Origin of the sequence: Streptomyces sp. NPDC051662 (genome assembly GCF_040681655.1) — a bacterium.
Classification (GTDB): domain Bacteria; phylum Actinomycetota; class Actinomycetes; order Streptomycetales; family Streptomycetaceae; genus Streptomyces.
In genome coordinates, this window is the sequence record NZ_JBFAZD010000043.1 from 44,793 (window position 1) to 62,294 (window position 17,502).

General features: G+C 68.1%; 11 protein-coding genes. 2 read left to right on the forward strand and 9 right to left on the reverse strand.

Annotated elements, in window-relative coordinates; genetic code table 11:
• Positions 1-3 precede the first annotated feature (3 nt).
• From AB0M67_RS39205 to AB0M67_RS39245, 9 genes are all read right to left on the reverse strand, one after another.
• Positions 4-189: a hypothetical protein gene (locus AB0M67_RS39205; RefSeq protein ID WP_147286008.1), complete on the reverse strand. Its 186-nt coding sequence runs from the start codon at positions 187-189 to the stop codon at positions 4-6.
• 127 nt (positions 190-316) lie between these two features.
• A complete protein-coding gene (locus AB0M67_RS39210; protein ID WP_365752708.1) occupies positions 317-709 on the reverse strand; it encodes a hypothetical protein in 393 nt (130 codons plus the stop codon).
• Positions 710-910: 201 nt separating this feature from the next.
• On the reverse strand, positions 911-1,426 hold the full coding sequence (locus tag AB0M67_RS39215; RefSeq protein WP_365752710.1) for a hypothetical protein: 516 nt from the start codon (positions 1,424-1,426) through the stop codon (positions 911-913).
• Between the two features lie 345 nt (positions 1,427-1,771).
• Positions 1,772-3,697 carry a hypothetical protein gene (locus AB0M67_RS39220; protein WP_365752711.1) on the reverse strand — a complete coding sequence of 642 codons (1,926 nt, stop codon included), beginning with the start codon at positions 3,695-3,697 and terminating at the stop codon, positions 1,772-1,774.
• A gap of 118 nt (positions 3,698-3,815) precedes the next feature.
• Positions 3,816-5,825 carry a hypothetical protein gene (locus AB0M67_RS39225; RefSeq protein ID WP_365752712.1) on the reverse strand — a complete coding sequence of 670 codons (2,010 nt, stop codon included), beginning with the start codon at positions 5,823-5,825 and terminating at the stop codon, positions 3,816-3,818.
• Positions 5,822-6,490: a hypothetical protein gene (locus AB0M67_RS39230; protein ID WP_365752714.1), complete on the reverse strand. Its 669-nt coding sequence runs from the start codon at positions 6,488-6,490 to the stop codon at positions 5,822-5,824. The genes AB0M67_RS39225 and AB0M67_RS39230 overlap by 4 nt, the downstream gene beginning before the upstream one ends.
• 127 nt (positions 6,491-6,617) lie before the next feature.
• Positions 6,618-9,389, reverse strand: a complete 2,772-nt coding sequence (locus tag AB0M67_RS39235; protein WP_365752715.1) for an RNaseH domain-containing protein — start codon at positions 9,387-9,389, stop codon at positions 6,618-6,620.
• Complete coding sequence (locus AB0M67_RS39240; protein ID WP_365752717.1) at positions 9,389-12,682, reverse strand: hypothetical protein; 3,294 nt, start codon at positions 12,680-12,682, stop codon at positions 9,389-9,391. Before AB0M67_RS39240 ends, AB0M67_RS39235 begins: the two co-directional genes overlap by 1 nt.
• Positions 12,679-13,851, reverse strand: a complete 1,173-nt coding sequence (locus AB0M67_RS39245) for a hypothetical protein (protein ID WP_365752719.1) — start codon at positions 13,849-13,851, stop codon at positions 12,679-12,681. Before AB0M67_RS39245 ends, AB0M67_RS39240 begins: the two co-directional genes overlap by 4 nt.
• A 50-nt stretch (positions 13,852-13,901) precedes the next feature.
• Between AB0M67_RS39245 and AB0M67_RS39250 the strand changes: the two genes are divergently transcribed.
• Complete coding sequence (locus AB0M67_RS39250; protein WP_365752721.1) at positions 13,902-14,474, forward strand: putative phosphothreonine lyase domain-containg protein; 573 nt, start codon at positions 13,902-13,904, stop codon at positions 14,472-14,474.
• A 161-nt stretch (positions 14,475-14,635) separates the two neighbouring features.
• Entirely contained in the window at positions 14,636-17,116 is a 2,481-nt protein-coding gene (locus AB0M67_RS39255; protein WP_365752722.1) for a Helicase associated domain protein, read from the forward strand.
• Positions 17,117-17,502: the final 386 nt, after the last annotated feature.

The window sequence follows — 17,502 nt, forward strand, 5'->3', positions numbered from 1 at the left end:
GCTCTAGGCGATGGTGGCGTTGAAGAAGATGATGCCTGCGCCGCAGGCACTTGCACCGGTCAGTACGGCGGTGGCCGGGTCGGCATCTCCGAGCGCGGCCACGGTTCCGGCGCCGATACCCACGAGCACGCCCAAAAGCAGGATGAGGGCAGAGCGTTGGCTCAGCAGCGGGTCTCGGTCGTTGTGCAAATGCGACTCCCAGGATCGTGCGCGCAATGGCGGTACGGCGCCACCGCCGCGATTGAGCGTCGATAGTAGCATAGGTGAGTGTCATTGAGTAAGAGTGAGTTTTTGAGGGTCGGGAGGTGTCGGCCGCTCAGCGTCGGCGGAGCGCCTGAAGGAGTTCACCGCTGTCGTCGAGAGCCCAAAAGCCCCAGCCGTTGCGGTTGGGCTTCACGTGCGGCTTGAGGGCTTGCAGGACCGCGCTGGCCGCCCCGCTGGGGGTGCGGTACGTGCCGGCCGCCGGGCCCTCAGTGATCGTGAGTGCCTGGGTTGCGGGATCGTACAGGCCGGGGATGCGCACTCCGTCGTAAATGGCGTGGACGGCAACCTGGTTGCTTGCGGGTGCTGATGGGGCTGCGGCGGGGGAGGGGTGCTGGAAGTGATCGACCAACCGGCGCACCGCCTCCCCGGGGGTGACGTCCCAGGCGCGGGCGAGCAGGGTGATCTGGGTGTGGGTGACATCGTCCACCGTGATGTTCTTAGGCATGGGGGCAGTCTACATCTAAATGAGAGAATGTGAGGAAAATCGAGATCCTCGTTTCTTGCTGACCGGCCAGCGGCGTAGATCAGGAGCGCGCTGCAGCCCTGTGTTTCCCCAGCGATGCCTGCCTGATCCCGCACGGGGGCGTCGCCGACCGGGCGCTGACGCAGCAGGCAACGCCGGAATCCGCTGAGTAGGTGCCAGCGCTTACCTACCTGCTCGCCGGACTGAGGTCATGGAGTCGTTGCGGACGCTATGGATGATCTTCAAAGCCAAGTCGAAGTCGACGCCACGGAAGTACTCGCCTATCGCCGTGGATCCCTCAAGCCCCTCCAGTGCAGCGAGGGATTTAGCCTCCCAGTCGCGGGCGTTGGTTACCGGCCTCGATATCCAGGCCCGCACCATGACCGTGTAGTGAGCCAGGCTGACCCGCTCCAGGGACTTGATGCGCGCAGCGGCAGTCCTGTCAGACCTGCCGGTTTGCCCTGGTCGTGAGCTGGTGAACCCGACCTTTAGGCCTGGCCCGGGTCCTACGAAGCCGAGAGCGTAGATTCGTTCGCCGGGCGCATCCAAGGGCGCGCCTGCCATCTCCAGTTCTGCCCAGGCCAGTCGGTTCGCCTGCCGCAAATCGTCGGCAGTAACTTCCGGTACCGCCTGCGGCAGTTGTGCGTACGCCTGCATCACTCGCTGCCGTGCGGCAGCGGCTTCTTCTCGGTTCATCATGCGGGGCAGTGTGTCGGGCAGGACTGACAGTCACGGGCCGCCGGGCACTGTTACGCGAAGCAGATCTCGGGCTTGCCCATGAGGGGTCGGACGCCCCCATGCAGCCGTTGAGGAGCCCCCCTCGGGTCGCGTCCCCTGTCGTGGTGTAGGCGATCAAGCCCTGCCTCCCTCCTCCCTGAGGTCGACGTACTCGGCGTCGCCGCGGGCGACCGGACGATAGTCGCTGGCCACGTCTCCACCGCCCCCAACTGGCGAGTCAGCAAAGGCGATCAGTGTCGTGACCTGGGCATTCCGCGAGCTTGATCGGCTACACCACTTGGCGGGACGCCATCTGGGGGAGGGCGGTCACAGAGAGCTGGGGTGGCGTTTGTTGCCTTGGACGCGGAGCATGATGAGCGTGCGGGGCCGGGGGTCGCCCGCGGGGCCGGGGAAGGTGCGGACGTGGGCGCAGGCTGGCAGGGAGGCCAGGCCGTCTGGTTTGTCGGTGAGGTCCAGGACGACGAAGAAGTTGATGGGACGCCCGCTGACCTGGTAGGAGACGGCCTGAGGCCCGTAGTTATCCGCGAGTGCGTCCCAGGTGATGTCCTTCCAGTCGCGTTTCAGCTCCATGGTGATCAGCTCGTCGTGAGGGCGCCACGCAACGTCGACCCGGCCGGCGCCGACGTTGTCCACTTCCAGCTCGATTCGCAGGCCTACCCCGCGCAGGAAGTCACGCAGGTCCTTGCCGAGTTCCTTCTCCCGGGGCCTATCGGCGCCGGGCGGGATCTCGCGCAGGTAGGCGCGGGCGTCGCCGCCGTACTTCTGTGTCTCGGACAGGCGCAGGTCCATGAACCGCAACAGGTAGATCAGCAGGGTGTCGATGTCGGCGGCGAACTGTCCGCTGTAGCCGTCGGGGCACTGCTGGCTGAGCTGCTGCTGCGCCCACCGGTAGGCGCTGGCGATGATCGGTACTTCGTCGACGGGCTCGCGGGCGGCTCGTGCTTCGAGCATGGCGGTGATGCGTTCGTTGAGGTCGGGTTCTACCGCCAAGCGTGCGGTGATGCGCTGGGCGCTTTCTGTCCCGACAAGCCCGGCGAGCGCAACAGACGCCGGGCTGTCAGGTTTTGGGGGATCGCCCGGCCCTTCGGCCGCGAGGACTTCGCGCAGTTCCCGGGCCTGCTGACGTACCAGTGAGGTGGCGGGGTCGCCGTCGGTGTCGGGGGCGGTGTGGAGTTCTTCCAGCCACTGGTCCAGGATCGCCCGGCCGCCTTCATGAGCGAGGAAGGCGCGTTCGACGCGAGGGGCCAGGAGTGCGTGCAGCCCGGTGAGGGCCGTTGCCGCAGGGGCGGCGGCCCGGTCGGTACCGGCGGGGGTGAGCAGGCTCAGGGTGCGGTGAGCTGAGTAGACCGAGACCAGGTGGTTGATCAGTGCGCTGGCGTGCAGCCATGAGCCGGGCCGGTCGGCGGCCTGTGCCTGTTCGAGGGAGGAGGCGAGCTGGTGCCAGGCGGCCAGGGTGTCGAAGCGGGGAGTGCGCCACGTGCTCGGCATGCCCAGCAGGTTCAGGCGGATCTCGAGGATCGCCTCCTCCAGCAGGCGGCGGGCGGAGTCGGGAACGGATGCACCGGCGGAGTAGGCCAGGACGGCGTCGATGGCCACGCCGAACGCGGCGGCATCCGGGCGTTCTTCGTCGGAGTGGGCGTCACTGAGATGAGCGCGGGCGGTGACCAGCAGGATCCGGGCCTGCTCGGCGTCCTCGGTCTCTAGGGCGTGCCGTAGCGCCAGCATGCCGAGTTCGAAGGAGGCGTCCTCGGCGACATCGTCGACGTTCAGCAGTGTCTCAAGCAGGGCCGGCACATCCGGCGCGGGCAAGTGCTCGGCCACCGCTCCGGCGACGCGTACCGCGCGGCCGGCGAAGTCATCGTTCAGCCCGGAGATCTCCCGGCGCATCCTCTTGAGCCGGTCGAGCAGTGCGTAGGGGGTGCTCGCGTCCGCCAGGACGAGGCGAGCGCTGCCCTCCAGCGCGATGCCGCCGATGAGGTCGCCGCGTTGCCGGCTGGTGCCGAGCCAGACATCCACCAGATCGTCCCCGAGTTCGGCGACGGCGGCAGGATGGCCGAGGAAGGCATCGACGACCGCTTCCAGCATCAGCGGGCTGGTGGGAGCTGCCGCGGCCTCCAGCAGAAAGCCCCGGCCGATGTCGCTGTGCAGGATCTCGGGGTCCTCGACGATCAGGGCGATCAGCTCGGGCAGCTCATCCCGGGCCAATAAGGCGCTGGTGTCGGCACTGAGCAAGCGGCTCCGCCGAGGTCGGACAACGACGGCAGAGGCAGGTGAGCATCCAGCGCCGCCACCAGGGGGCCCAGAAGGTCCTGCTCACTGCTCACGGCTGCCTCCCTCCTGCCGGCCGGCTCTACCAGAGGCGCTGGCCCTCGGCCGCCAGGCGCATATTGTCAGCGGGCACGATTTCCCTGACCTCGGCACCCCGGGCGGTCGCGACGATGACCTGCAGTTCCGGCACCATCTCGGTCAGGGTCACCAGATCGCGCAGCATGTGCTGCAGGTCTCCGCCGTCGACTTCCTCCGCACCGGGCGAGTCGATGAACAGCAGCCCCGGGTACCGGCCCACTCCGCTGCGGTATCCGTGCCGGAGCAGGGCGATCGTGGTCACGATCTTCAGTCGCAGCTGTTCCCCCTCGGTCAGCGAGCCGTAGCTGTGCTTCTGCCCGCCCTTCCACACCGTCAACGAGGCGTTCCCGCCGAGCTTGACCTCCTTGAGCATTTCCAGCCCCAGAGCCCGGCCCATCACGACGATGTCTTTCTCCACATCCCCAAGGACCTTCTTCAGCACCTGGGTGCGCCGGTCCATCGCGAGTTTCTCGGCGGCTGCCAGCACCGCGCTAGCCCGCTCCAGGGGCGCAAGGTCCACTGACGCGTCCAGGTCGGCGAAACGGCCACTGCGCTCCTCCACCGCTCCCTCCAGGCGGGCGACCACCAGTTCCATCTCCCGACGTTCCCGCAGGCCGGGGGAGCCCAGTTTCTCCTGCAGACGGTCTGCCGCGCCTTCCCGGCCTGCCTCGGCCTGCGACGCCTGCTGCTGCGCCTGGGCCAGTTCTGCCGCCGCGCCGTCGACTGCCTGTTGGACCTCGACCAGCATCTGGCGCAGGTCAGCCGTCTGAGCCCCCGACTCGTCCTCGTCCGCGCTGCTGTGCGCCTCGTGTAGATCCGAGGCGCACAGCGAGCAGTGCCCTTCCTGTTCCCTCTCCCACCGGGCCTTGTCCACGGCTGTGTCACAGCGCGGACAGACCGTGGGCATCAGGGTGTGGAAGAAAGCCCGGGCCAGCGATGCCTCCTCCGCAGTATGTACGGCTGCCGCCAGGTCCCGGCGCTGTGCTTCGAGCTCGTTGTGTGTCGACCGGACGGCCAGCACGATGTCCTGAGCGGTGACCTCAGCCTGGGTGGAGGCGGCAAGTTCCGTGTACAGCTGCTGCAGGTCCGCCGCCGTACCGCCCGTCCCGTCAAGAGCCGCAAGCTGGTCCTGGGCCTGCTTCAGCCGCCGGGACAGTTCCTCCAGCTGGGCCTTGCGTGCCTCGGCGTCACCGACGGCCCGACTGCGGGCGGCTGAAAGCTGCGCCTTGACGATCTTCAGGGCGACCGCGGCCTCGACCTTCGTTGACGCCCACGGGGCGCCGAGGAACAACTCCAGCAGCCGGGTGGGCAGCCCGTGGCGTGCATCGTTGCCCAGCAGGTTGCCCAGACCGGAACGGCTGATGTGCAAGGCGCTCGCATACGACGGCCATGACAGCTCGCCGGTGATGGGAGGCTCGTCCGGGCCTCCGGGAGCAGCCTGCGCTGTGCGGAGCGGCTCCAGGCCCAGCCGCTCCAGCATGAACGCGTCCATGGCCTCCTCGAAGTCGGCCAGCCCGTCGAAGTCGACCAGTACGGTGCCCGACTGCGTGGACACCACATGCCCCTGCGGCAAGCCGGCCCGCACCGTCATGTCCACCAGCAGCGGCTCGCCGTCGAGTTCAAAGCCGACCTGCACAGCACGCAGCCAGTGGCGCACGTCGCGCTGCAGGCCACTGCGCCCCCGAAGACACCACAGCATGATCTCCAGGACGCTGGATTTGCCCGCCTCGTTCTTCCCCAGGGACGCAAGACACCACAGTCCCGGGCTCAGATCCCAGGAGAAGGCAAACGGCTCACCTCCCCCCTCCCCGGCCCCGGAATCCGCAGCCGGCCGGACACCGTCGAAGGCGACCGAGGTCACCAGCAGTCGATGGGGCCGCGGCGGCGCCATCTGAGGCCGAACACGGTGATGATCGAGAACCTTGCGGACCACAGGCAGCGGTTGCCGGGACTTGGCTGCGATCTCGGCCAGCCACGCTTCCACCGGCCCGGTGTCCGCCTGCTCCTCGCTCATGCCAGTCCCTCCCGCTCCAACGCCGCCGCGAGCCGTGCATGCACCCGCTCAGAGATCCCCGCGATCATCTGGCCCACCGGCGTTCCCGCATACTCCGCGTGCTCGTACTGCAGGGCCTTGAGCTCCTCGGCCGACATCCCCTCGGCCACCATCCGGACGTATGAGACCTGCTGGTCATACCAGGCCAGTACGGGAACCTCGGTGCGAAGCCGCTGCGCGAACTCCGCACCGGCAGCCAGCAAGTAGTAGTCCCGCCGCCGCACATGCGTGTCAGACGACTTACCGGCACGCACCACCTGAATCAGCCCGGGATGCCGCAGCACCGCCAGCGCATTGTTCATGGGCTCGTACGCTCCATGACGGTTCCGCAGCATCCGGTACGTGTGCAGCTCAGGCTCGCGCTCCTCCAGTACCGCCCGCGCGTCCAGCAGACGCTCCTTCGTCAGCCGCCCCTGCTCGCACGCGGTAATGATCTGGTCCGCCAGATAGTCAGGGTTGCGCACAAGGAAATCCAGCTTCGCGAGCTTGCGCTGTGCCCGGATCACCCGGACCGCCGTCGGTGGAGCCCCGTCACCGGCAGCGCAGGGATCGCCCAGCCGGTCCAGGATGAGCAGCAGACGCACCGCCGTCTGCTCTCTGGTCGGCTCCACCCGCACGATCGTCACTACCACCCCCACGGGCACGACGGCGCCGAGACACTCCCCGGCGACTGCCCGTCTTGATCATAGGTACAAGTCGTCACTCAGGGGAGATCTCTGCACAACGCGCAGCAACCTATGTGCCGGTCGGGGGTCATCCGGTGGCGTCGTCAGCCTCGTAGTCGATGGTGCGCCGGTACTCGGGGTGGTTTTTGTCCATCTGGATGGCGGCGTGGATGGGCAGCGGGTGGCGAGTGCGGTGCTCCCACGCGAGGGCGTGGTTGCATAGCCTCGCGGTGGTCAGGGCGTAGGGGAGTGCATCGTCCCCGTCGGGCCGCTGGATGACGGCGATCTCGGTAGCGGTGAGGTTGTACCAGGTCTCGGCCTGCTGCTCCTTGTCATCGCACGCCCAGCGCCCTTGTGTGCGGCCGGACTTGGCCGAGGGGGTCTTGCCGTCCATCTGGTGGGGGCGCCGGCTCATGAGGAACGTCGTGTCGGTGTGGTCGAGCTGGAACAGCGCGTTGCTGGTCTTGTCGCCGTCGTGTTCGGTGCCGTCCTCGTCGATCTCGTGGAAGAGCGCGGGCACAGGAATGCTCGGGTCGGCGCTGGAGGTGGTGCGGATGACGGCTCGCGGCCGGTACTCGGGCGCCAGCGTGGCACCGGGCAACGCCGGCCTGCCGCCTGCCAGACCTTCGTCGTTGGGACGCAGGTCGGCGTTCTTGTTCGACAGCAGCGGCCAGACGGGGCGGGTGGAGTCACCGGAGACGTAGAGCACATAGCCACACTCCAGGCGCCGGGCCAGCTCGAACAGAGCGTGGTCGATACGGCGGGGCAGGGTGTCGTCACCGCGGCTGCCCTCGGGAATGGGTCGGCTGCGCGACAGCCCCTGGGCGCGGGCGTAGTTGAACCAGCCGCCACGGCCGCCCCGGTCGGCGGGCAGATATGCCAGGGTCTCCCAGTGCTCGCCTACGGGGACGAACGCGGTGAGGACCCACATGAGCTTGGGCTCCTCGGTGCGGTGGGTGTGCTTTTCGCCGAGCTGGGCGCGCATGTGCAGGCCAAGGTGGGCGACCCGGTCCTTGAGTCCCTTGCCGGTGGAGATTGCGCGGGTCAGGCGCGGATGGACCAGTCCGGCGGCGCGCAGCATGTCGCCGATGGCCATGTGGCCGGGGAAGTCCGCGGCAAGTTCCATGCCGAGCGCCTCGAGTGGGGACTCAGCCTCCCGTTCCTTCTTCTTCGAACGCAGCTTCTTCGTGGTGGGGGTGAGGAACTGGGCGAGCACGCCGTGACGCGCGAGATGCCGGGAGACTTCCGGCTTGGCATCCAGCGTGTACGGGTCGACGGCGCCGTCCTCTCCGCGGCGGGCGGCGCGGCGCTGGCGGCCCCACTCCTTGGCGTCGTACTCGGTCTCGACCAGGGCCAGTACCCCGGTGCCCTCCGCCTGAAGCCCAGGCAGGGCATCGGTGAGCGCGCCACGCTGGTCATGGTGGCTGCCGTGGGACAGCAGCTGAGGGGCCCGGTGCAGCAATACCTCGGTGTGACAGCCGAGCTCGACGATCTCGTCGTCGGGCATCCCGGAAGCCAGGTCGGGCCGGTTGAAGTGGTAGGCCAGCAGCCGCTGCATGCGGGTACGCATCTCCTGGTGCTCGTACAGGGCCAAAATACGAAGCTTGGAGCAGCCCGCGGCGGCCATGATGTCCTTCAGGTCGACGTCGTCGAGCAACGTGGCATCACGGCCGTACTCGGTCTTGCGGGCGGCCACCGAAAGGACCTTTGCGACCTGCCGACCGCGGATGAGATCCTGCCCGGTGACCTCGGACAGGTGGTCGGCCAGAGCGGCGACGGTGTGCAGACCAACCCCCTTGCCCAGGGGGAAGGACTTCGAGAAGGGGATCAGCGCACGGAAGGCGCCGGGCTCGCCGGACAGGTCCATGGCGCTCACGGGCAGGAACTCGGTGTCCTCGGGGTCGCGGGGGAACACGGGCTCGTCCATCAGCCGCACCCACGCATCCAGAGCCAGGCGGCTGGTGTGCTCAAGGTGGGTGTACTTTCCCTTGCCACCCAGGTTCAGACAGAGCAGCGGCCGGCTGGGGGAGCGCGGCGCCCACCAAGCGGTACGGGCACCGTTGATCTGGTTGCTCAGCCTGGAAACGCGGGGCGTCATGACCACCAGCGGTACGGGCAGTGAGTGCAGCGACTTCATCGCTACTTCCACCCGCAGCGCGGCGTAGTGCCGCCTGACCTTCCACTCCTCCGGCGCCTGGGACTCATCCGCAGCGCTCTTGGGGCTGTCGTTCTTCTTGTCCTTGGCGGGGCGGGCATCGAGCCAGTTGTTCGACCACAGGTGGTCGGTGTCCCAGACCATGACGTTGTTCTCGGTGTCCGGGCGCAGCGCGATGGTGCGGCCGTCGACCGGCAAAGCGGTCTTGGCCACCAGAGAGGCAAGGTTCGAGCTGGCCGCGTCCCACACCCAGCCGTCCGCGTCCACAGCACGGCGGCCGTGGCGGACGTGGTCCCATACCGCCACGTGTTCGGGCTCCACCGAGGCGAACAGGTCAGCGAGGTTGCTGTTGTAGGCCAGGGAAATCTCCTCCGCCGGCGTCTGCAGCAGAGCCTGCTCCCACAAGGCCACCGCGGCCCGTAGATGCGCGCCAGGCAACTTCTTGGACAGCGCGAGGAACTGAGGCGGCTTGCTCTTGCTGGTGGGATTCAGCGTGGCACTGGTGGCACCGCTGGCGCGCAGCACTGTCAGCAGCCCGGCATAGGGCAGGTTGGCCTTCGAGCCGGTCTTGCCGCAGTAGGTAGCACGCAGCCTCTTCCACTCGTGCTCGATCTTGTCTGGGAAGCGGTACAGCCAGACGGTGCCCATCAGGTCGCTGGTCAACGGTGCGGCCAGCACGGACATGCGGGTGTCATTCGACGGCATTACTCAAGTCCTTCGTCGTGCAGGTCCGGGGCGGGAATCAACGTGACGAGATGGGGCAGTAGGTCCCCGCTGTGGGCGAGGTCTAGCCAGGCGGTGAGGGTGGAGCCGTAAACGCGGCACAAGATGTCCTGCTCGTCGGTGTCGAGCTGGTCGTAGTAGGAGCGCAGGAGGCGGGGGAAGTCGCAGCCCAACTGCTGGTTGAAGAAGGCGTGGTCGACCAGGTAGAGCTCAACAGGGGTGCCGCCGCGCCGCGCGCGCCCGGCCAGCTGGATGAGCTCGACGAGGATGCCCGCCAGCACCTCGGTCTTGAGGAACTTCGGCATGCGGGAGAACCGCGGGTCGGTGCGCAGCAGCAACTCCCGCTGGCGGATGGCCGCAGTGCGCTGGGAGGCGAGCATCCCCGCAGGGTCGGCGCTGACGGTACCGGCGGCGACGCCGCAGGCGTTGATGCTTGCGTACATCACGGACGGTTCGTGCAGGTGCGTGATGGGGCGTACCGCTACCCACACCGAGGCGAGCGCCGAGCGGTCTGTGTGCGGGATGAGGATGTTCAGGCCGCGGGAAACCACCGACAGCGGTGCACAGATCACCTTCACCCTCGGATGGGTGGCGGGCAGGTCTTCGAGCGCGTCGATGGTCACCCGCACCACACCCTCGGGCAGTGCCACGGCCGCTTTGGAGGAGGACGAGTTGTTGCTGACGAGGACGGCGACCCATTCCGGGCGGCCGCACGCGGCCGCGATCCCGGCGGCCATCACCTCCGCGTGGAAGTAGGAGTTCCCGGCCAGCAGCGCCAGCTCCCGCAGCGGGTCGTTGCGGGCGACCTTCTCCAAATGCGTCGACAACTGGGTATGCCACAGCCGCTCGGCGAGCTTGCGCAGCTCGGAGGGCTTGCGTCTCTCCTCCACGCCGCCGATCGAGATCGGCTGCCAGCCGATATCGGTGGCCGACACGCTCCCGGCGTGGGCGGTGACCGCACCGACCGCAGCATCGGTCATTACGTAGGCGGGCAGGGTGTGCACGTGCTGCAGGGCGGCCTTGGGGAAGAACGCGGTGGCGGACAGGCCCAGGACGCTGCGCCGCACCCCGGCCGTCGCCAGGGCGACGGTGTCGCCGAGGCGGACAGTGGAGGTGTGCGGGTCGCCGCCCAGAGACTGCAGCGACAGCCGGCCGGTCCCGCCGGCGTTCTTGTCGAGTTTGAACCCGTACAGGTTCTGCCCCAGCGGCCCATAGGGAATCGGCTCATCGCGGGGGATCAGCCCCATCGTGGATACCAGGTCAGTTGCCGCGTTCAGCTCCCCCAGCAGCGGCAGGAGCGACCACTTCAAGGTATGCAGCTCGTTGTGGAGCGCACCGAGCCAGGCCCGCACCAGCAGATCATTGACCAGCGCGGCGCGCCGGGAGGCGGGCACATGGAAGGGCGCACCAGCCAGGATGCGAGAGATGGAATCCTTGAAGACCGCGAGCTTTCTGCTGCGGCGAGTGCCCTGGACCTTGCCGACCAGAGCCTGGCGGATCTGCTCGGCAAGCGGCTGCCAGCCCTCCGGCACCTCGGCGTTCGTCTGCTCACCCGGGAAGAGCCCCAGATAGGCCTGGTGGACTCCTTCACTGACCTCGGCATCCGGTGAGGCGCCCGTCAGGATGCGACACAACTCGGCGTCCTTCTTGCCCACCATGTACCAGCCGGAGCCGGGACGGTTCTGGCGCTCCTGCTCGGACTCCAGATACAGATGTCCGGTCAACACGTTGTCCAGGAAGGTCTCGCTGAGCCGGCGCGCCTCCATTAGCGGGCTGGTCACCAGCAGGTTCTTCAGCGCAGTCAGGCCGTTGCGGTGCCGGTCGACCTCTTCCAGCCGCCCTCCGCTGCCGCGGCCACGGCTGATGAGGGTGAACTCCTGCGCGCCCTGCGTGCACCAGGTGGACTGGAAGGCATCAACCTCGTCGATGATCACGACGCGGCAGCGGCGCAGCACGAACTCCAGCACACTCATGTCGCTGACGACCCGCTCGCCGTCCACCTCCACGGGCACCTTGCAGCGCCCCCGGATCAGGTTGTGGTGGTTGGTCACGATGATGTCGGCCTCGGCGGCCCGCCGAATATGCTCAAAGCGTCGGCAGATCCCCATGCGCGGGCACAGATGCCTGCCGCCAGACTCCGGCTCGGCGGGCCCGTCGACCCACTCCAACTGGGCGCAGGGGAGCCTGGTGCGGTCCAGCCGCGGGCCGTCCACCTGCCAGCCGGTCATCTCGCAGCCGCCGGCGAACTGCTCGAACCGGTCCTCGCGTCCCTGGGAGAACGCAAGCTCCGCCTGGTCGTCGTAGCGCGAAGACGCCACCCACGCCACCACCCGCAGGGGCCTTCCGGCCCGCTCCGCCGAGTCCTGTACAGCGGCGACTGTCTCCTCGACCAGTGCGTTGTCCGAACCCAACTGCTCGGCGGTTCCCAGCCCTTCACGGATGCGGCCCACCACAATGAGGACCGGACCCTGGCCGCTCGCCGCAAGAAGGTGCGCCGCATCACGCATCAACACGCTCTTGCCTACCCCCGTGGGCGCATTCAGCAGCGTCATCGCCCCGGCAGGCAGCCGCAGCTCCGCCGCCGTACGGCCGTAAGCGTCGGTGAGCCGGTCGAAGAACCCCTGCAGCAGGCCGGGCTTCCACCCGAACTTCTCCGGCTGGGTTCTCGCCTGGCCCAGCACGCGGTCCATCACGGCTTCGCGCGGCAGTCTCACCTCGTCAAGGAACGGCTCGGTGCGCAGCCGGACCGGCGCCACGAAGGCATTCTTCTCGCTGGCAGGAATCTCTGCCGTGTACAGCCCGTCGTGACCAAACGCCCACAGCCCCTCGCCGGCCGTCGGCAGCGCCATCTCCAGCATGCCCCGGTAGTCCTCGGCCTCCTGAACCAGATTCTCGGCCAGGACGAGAGGCTCTTGAGCATGGCAGGCCACCAGCCAGTGGGTCTCATCCGCGTTCGACTCCTCCGGAATCCGGAACAGCGCCGTGGACGCCACCGCGTACTCCAGCACCGCCTCACGGAACGTTTCCGGCTGCGCCAGGTCCCCCTCCTGCCTGACCGCCCGCCACAACCGCCCCACCAGCTCGTATTCGGCGCGCGGCAGTGACAACCACGCGCCCCACAGATCGGTGCGCCGGGCGGCGAACATCGCCGCGAAGTCCAGCGGCACACCGCGTCGGCCATCGACGGTCTCGAAGGCGAAGTACTGCTGGGACAGGGCGAGATACGCCGCGATGGCACAGCGCTGCAATGCCTCACGGACCTCACCGGTCTTCACGACTCACCCCGGCACCAGCGAAGAACCTCAGCGACGAGGGCCTTGTCGGTCATCACCTCAAAGTCCGGCCGTCCGGCAAGACGCGCCCGCAGCAGCGGAAGGTCGGACCGCTGCCGGTGGGGGACCACGATGGTCAGCGGTACCGCTCCACCCATCGCGGGACGCTCGAGCAACGCATCGGCCAGGGCGCCGAAGGACCGCCACGCCTTTGCATCCACCCGCCACGCCTTGACCACCAGCGGGTCGGCGGCCGTGATGCGCAAGTCGTAGCGGTCGCCGTCCGGATACATGAGGACGTCGAGACCGGCGATGCCGGTCAGCGCGTCCCGGATCGCGAACTCCATGCGCCCTGGCAGGGTCAGATACCGCCACACCGTCCGGGAGACCGCCAAGTAGTCACCAGCAGCCGGGAAGCCTTCCACCAAACCGGCCAAGCCGCCCCCGCCCTCCAGGACCGGAACACCGCCGCCCCGCACCGGCCGGTAGGTGTACTGCGCCCCCTCCAAAAGGTGGGCGTCGCACGACACGACGAAAACACCGTCGCCAGCGGACTGAGCCCGCATCGGCCAGACACAGGTGGGACACGGGAAGCACCAGCCCGCCGCGTTGCACCACGGCCACGACGAGACCGGCTCGAAGAACCCGAACCGCCCCCACAACCCACCCCACTTCTCCCACAGCACACCCTGCTCCGCCACCGGATCACTCGCCAGCAGCTCGCGCACCCTCGCGTAATCGTCCGGCGGAAGACGCCGGATCTCCGAGTACAGCTGCCGCTCCTCCTGCTCGGCGTGCAAACGCGCCCAGGGCCAGTACTCCATCAACGCCTGCTGCGGCACGAGGTGTTCGCGGCCCAGGTCCTCCACGGCATCGCACAGCAAGCCGTCCTCGTCCAGCAGCCTCATCTCGCCGAGCGGGTCGTCGTCGCTGCCAGCGGGCAGAAGAGGCGCAAGCCCACGGCGCAGACCGCGCCGCAGCACGCCCATATCCAAGGCGGCGGCCACGCCGGCATCGTGTGCCGAGCGCAGAACCCCGAGACAGTCGATGAGCCGGGCGGCACGCTGGCCTGGATCGCCAGTGCGGTCCGCTTCCGCCACAGCGGCAGCGCAGCACGCGGTCAGCGCCAGGTCGCGACGCCACCTAGGGGTGTTCCGTTCGACAAGACCCATAACGGGTAAATAGACGAAAAAGCTAACAAATATTGCATACGGTGCCGATCATGAACGCCAAGACCGCCCCATCGGCTCAACCCGAGGCCCCCACCAGCACCACCCCATCACGCGAGACCATCAAACCCTGGCTATGGGCGGCAGCCCCGGACACCCCCCTGACCGAGGATGACCACCCCTTCAGCGGCAAATGGATCTGGTTCACACCACTCAGCCTCCTCGACGCCTCCTGGACCACGATCCACGCCGCAACCCAAGACGGCCTTCTCGGCTACCGCAGCAAGGCAGGCACACTCATCAACACCCGCCCAAAGAGCGACGACACCCGCCGCCCCATCTGCGTCTACACCCGAGACTGGCGCGACATTGACGACGCCCAACGAGCACTGACCAACCTCCGCACCCTCGGCATCGTCGACGTCCTGCTCTACAAGACCGACAGCGACACCCGCCGAGGCCGTTACGGCACCGGCGCCAGCACCTTCGTCGCGCCTGCCACCAAGCTGAAACTGGTCATCCCCAAACGCACCCGCGAAGCACTCGAACACCACCACGCTGCGCGAGCCCAGGCCCGACGCGCTGCTGCGGCACGCAGGAAAGCACCCACGACGAGCCACACCTGACAACACACAGCACAGAACAGGCGAAGCCTCCAGCCTCCCCCGCGCGCGTACACCACCACCTCCTGCCCCACATGGAGGCGGGTTCAGCTGTCCGCATGGGCCACCTCAAGTGCGGGAGGATGGGACATGCCCGTTGCCGCCGTGAGCCGAGGTTGCCCGTGATGCCCCCTGCCACCGAACCCACCACTGCAGCACTCACAGCCCCCGCCCCCGCTGTCCCTCGCCGTACGCTGCGTCCCGACCAACAGGCGGCGGTAGACAGCGGAGTCCGCGGGTTGAGGAAGCCCGGCTCGCGCGGGCACATGGTCTCCGCGTGCGGCACCGGCAAGACCCTGATCGCGCTGCGTACCGCCGAAGCACTCAGCATCAATCACCTCCTGGTCGCGGTGCCGTCTCTGGACCTGATCGGCCAGTGGGCCCAGACCGCCCGCGCGGACGGCCGCACGGAACCGCTGATAGCAGTCTCCTCGCTGCGCGCGGACAAGCACCCCCTCCTCGCACAGGCTGAAGCGGTCAGCACAGGGTCGGGGGCGTTCTTGGCGTACTGGCTCACCCAGCACAAGAAGGCGACCGTGTTCGTCACCCTGGACTCCCTGCCGAGGATCGAGGAGACCCAGCACTCCACCTTCCCCGCACCCACCTTCGATCTGCTGATCGTGGACGAGGCACACCGTACTGCCGGGAGCTGGGACAAACACTGGACCGCCCTGCACGACCACCACCGCATCCCCGCCGACCGCCGCCTCTACCTCACCGCCACCCCCTACGAGTGGCAAGCACCGCGCCTGTCCGAGGCCCCAGACACCCGCCCCCAGCCCAAGCGCACCCCGGCGACCGCACCCGCCTGGGACGCCCCATCACTGATCGCTTCCATGGACGACATCAAGGTCTTCGGTAAACGCCTGCACACCTACCCCCACGCAGACGCGATCGACGACGGCGTCCTCGCCGACTACCAACTCCTCATCCCCACGATCACCGACGCCGACCTGCGCACCGCCCTGACCGACCCGGACCTGCGCACCGCATTCGGCCCCAACGCCCGCCGTACCACAGCCCTGCACCTGGCCGTCCTCAAAGCCATGCACGAACACGACCTCCACCACGTGATCGTTTACTTCCAACAGGTCGCCGACGCAGCAGACTTCGCCCGCCAATTCACCCACACCCTGCGCACCCTCCCCGAAACCCAGCGCCCCGCCTGGACCACGGATCTGCTCGTGCAGTCGATCAACGGCACCCACACCCCCGGACAGCGCCAGAAGATCCAGAACCACTTCATCGAAGCCCAGCGCGCCATCCTCACCAACGCCCAGGTCCTGGGCGAGGGCATCGACCTGCCGGCCGTGGACGCCGTCGTTTTCGCGGACCGCACCGCGAGCGTGCGCCGCATCGTCCAGGCCCTCGGCCGCGCCCTGCGCAAGCCCCCGACCCTCAAGACCAAGACCGCGAGCCTGGTCATCCCCGCCCACATCCCACCCGAAGCGGATCCCACCGACCTCCTGGGCACCCCCTACGAAGCCCTGTGGCTCGTCACCGCAGCCCTGCGCCGCCACGACCAGACCATCGCCGCCCGCGCCCCACGCAAGAACACCAAGCACCGCCTCGACCGCGACACCCACCGCCTCCTCGCACGCCGCTTCCGCTTCGACTTCACCCTCGACCCCGGCTCCATCGCCCGCGCAATGGACCTCCTCGCCTGGCCCGCCGCCGGCGCAGCCCTCTCCGAACCCCGCCGCGCCGGGCTGGCCGCCGCCATCCGCTACCACGACGAACACGGCCACCTCCGCGTCCCCACCGATTTCGAGGACACCTACGGCTACCGCCTCGGCGCCTTCATCACCGGCCAGCGCACCGCCCACCACCAAGGCACACTCGACCCCGACTGGATCACCGAGCTCGAAGACCTCGGCATGGTCTGGGACGACCACGAAGCCACCTGGCAGGCCAACCTCACCGTCCTCGAAGCCTTCCACGACGAACACGGCCACCTCGCCATCCCCGCCACCGCCCCCGGCGGACAGTTCCTCGTCAACCAACGCGGCCTCGCCCGCAAGGAACTCCTCGACCCCGACCGCGAAGCCCAGCTCACCGACCTCGACCCCGCCTGGACACTCCCGTACGGCCCGGACTGGCACCGCAAATACCACCTCCTGCGCCGCCACATCGAAGCTGGCAACCACCCCGCCACGCTGCGCCGCGACACGATGATCGACGGAGCGAAGTCCGGGTCCTGGCTGCACCGCCAGTTCACCACTTGGCCCCAACTCGACCCCGGCCAGCGCGATCTCCTTGCCCGCATCGGCCTGAGTCCCAACCAAGTCCCGCTCCCCGCCCCCAAGTCCACCCCTTCGACCGCTGGCCCACGACGCCACCGCTCCTTCAAACAACACGCCTTGCTGCTCCGGGCCTTCGTGGAACGGCACGGCCGTCCGCCCGGCGCCCGGGAGTGGATCGAGGCGGATGGCGAGCGCGTCATGATCGGCCCGTGGTTGTCCAAGACGCGCACCAAGTACAAGAATGATCAACTAGCTGAAGAGCAAAGCCAGTTGATGCAGGAGATCCTTCATGAGAACTGGACCGTACCTCCCATCAGGCCCGCACCCGGGGAGGGCCCCCCTGATCTCTCGAAGATCAGTTAGATTTTCCTGCATCCAAAGAACAAGGAATGACGTCAGCTTCGCCACGATGGGAACCCGAGGGAACCCCCCCCGGGTCTTCGGGGAAGCCGCGAGGGGTGTGGCCCCTCAACTCAAGCCGTGCGAGAGCTCCGCCACCCAGAACTCGCCGAGCATGACTGACGACCCGCCGGCCCTCCCACCTAGCTGCGCTTTAGGGAAGCCGCGGAGCGGATTCCATCAGGCTGGATCGCGGAGCGATCCGAGCCGCCGGGCCACGGAGTGGCCCGGCAAGCCGGAGCGGAGCGCCGGCAGCAGCGCGGAGCGCTGCTTGTTTCCGCCGCGTAGCGGCAGATCGGGAGAGCGGGGGGGGGGGGAAGAGTGTATTAACGATGGTGTAGATATGGGTG

Excerpts from the sequence above, each read along its gene's own strand:
- AB0M67_RS39215 (WP_365752710.1), bottom strand. The coding sequence starts at position 1,426 with ATGATGAACCGAGAAGAAGCCGCTGCCGCACGGCAGCGAGTGATGCAG.
- AB0M67_RS39255 (WP_365752722.1), top strand. The coding sequence starts at position 14,636 with ATGCCCCCTGCCACCGAACCCACCACTGCAGCACTCACAGCCCCCGCC.
- AB0M67_RS39210 (WP_365752708.1), bottom strand. The coding sequence starts at position 709 with ATGCCTAAGAACATCACGGTGGACGATGTCACCCACACCCAGATCACC.
- AB0M67_RS39235 (WP_365752715.1), bottom strand. The coding sequence starts at position 9,389 with ATGCCGTCGAATGACACCCGCATGTCCGTGCTGGCCGCACCGTTGACC.
- AB0M67_RS39245 (WP_365752719.1), bottom strand. The coding sequence starts at position 13,851 with ATGGGTCTTGTCGAACGGAACACCCCTAGGTGGCGTCGCGACCTGGCG.
- AB0M67_RS39250 (WP_365752721.1), top strand. The coding sequence starts at position 13,902 with ATGAACGCCAAGACCGCCCCATCGGCTCAACCCGAGGCCCCCACCAGC.
- AB0M67_RS39225 (WP_365752712.1), bottom strand. The coding sequence starts at position 5,825 with ATGAGCGAGGAGCAGGCGGACACCGGGCCGGTGGAAGCGTGGCTGGCC.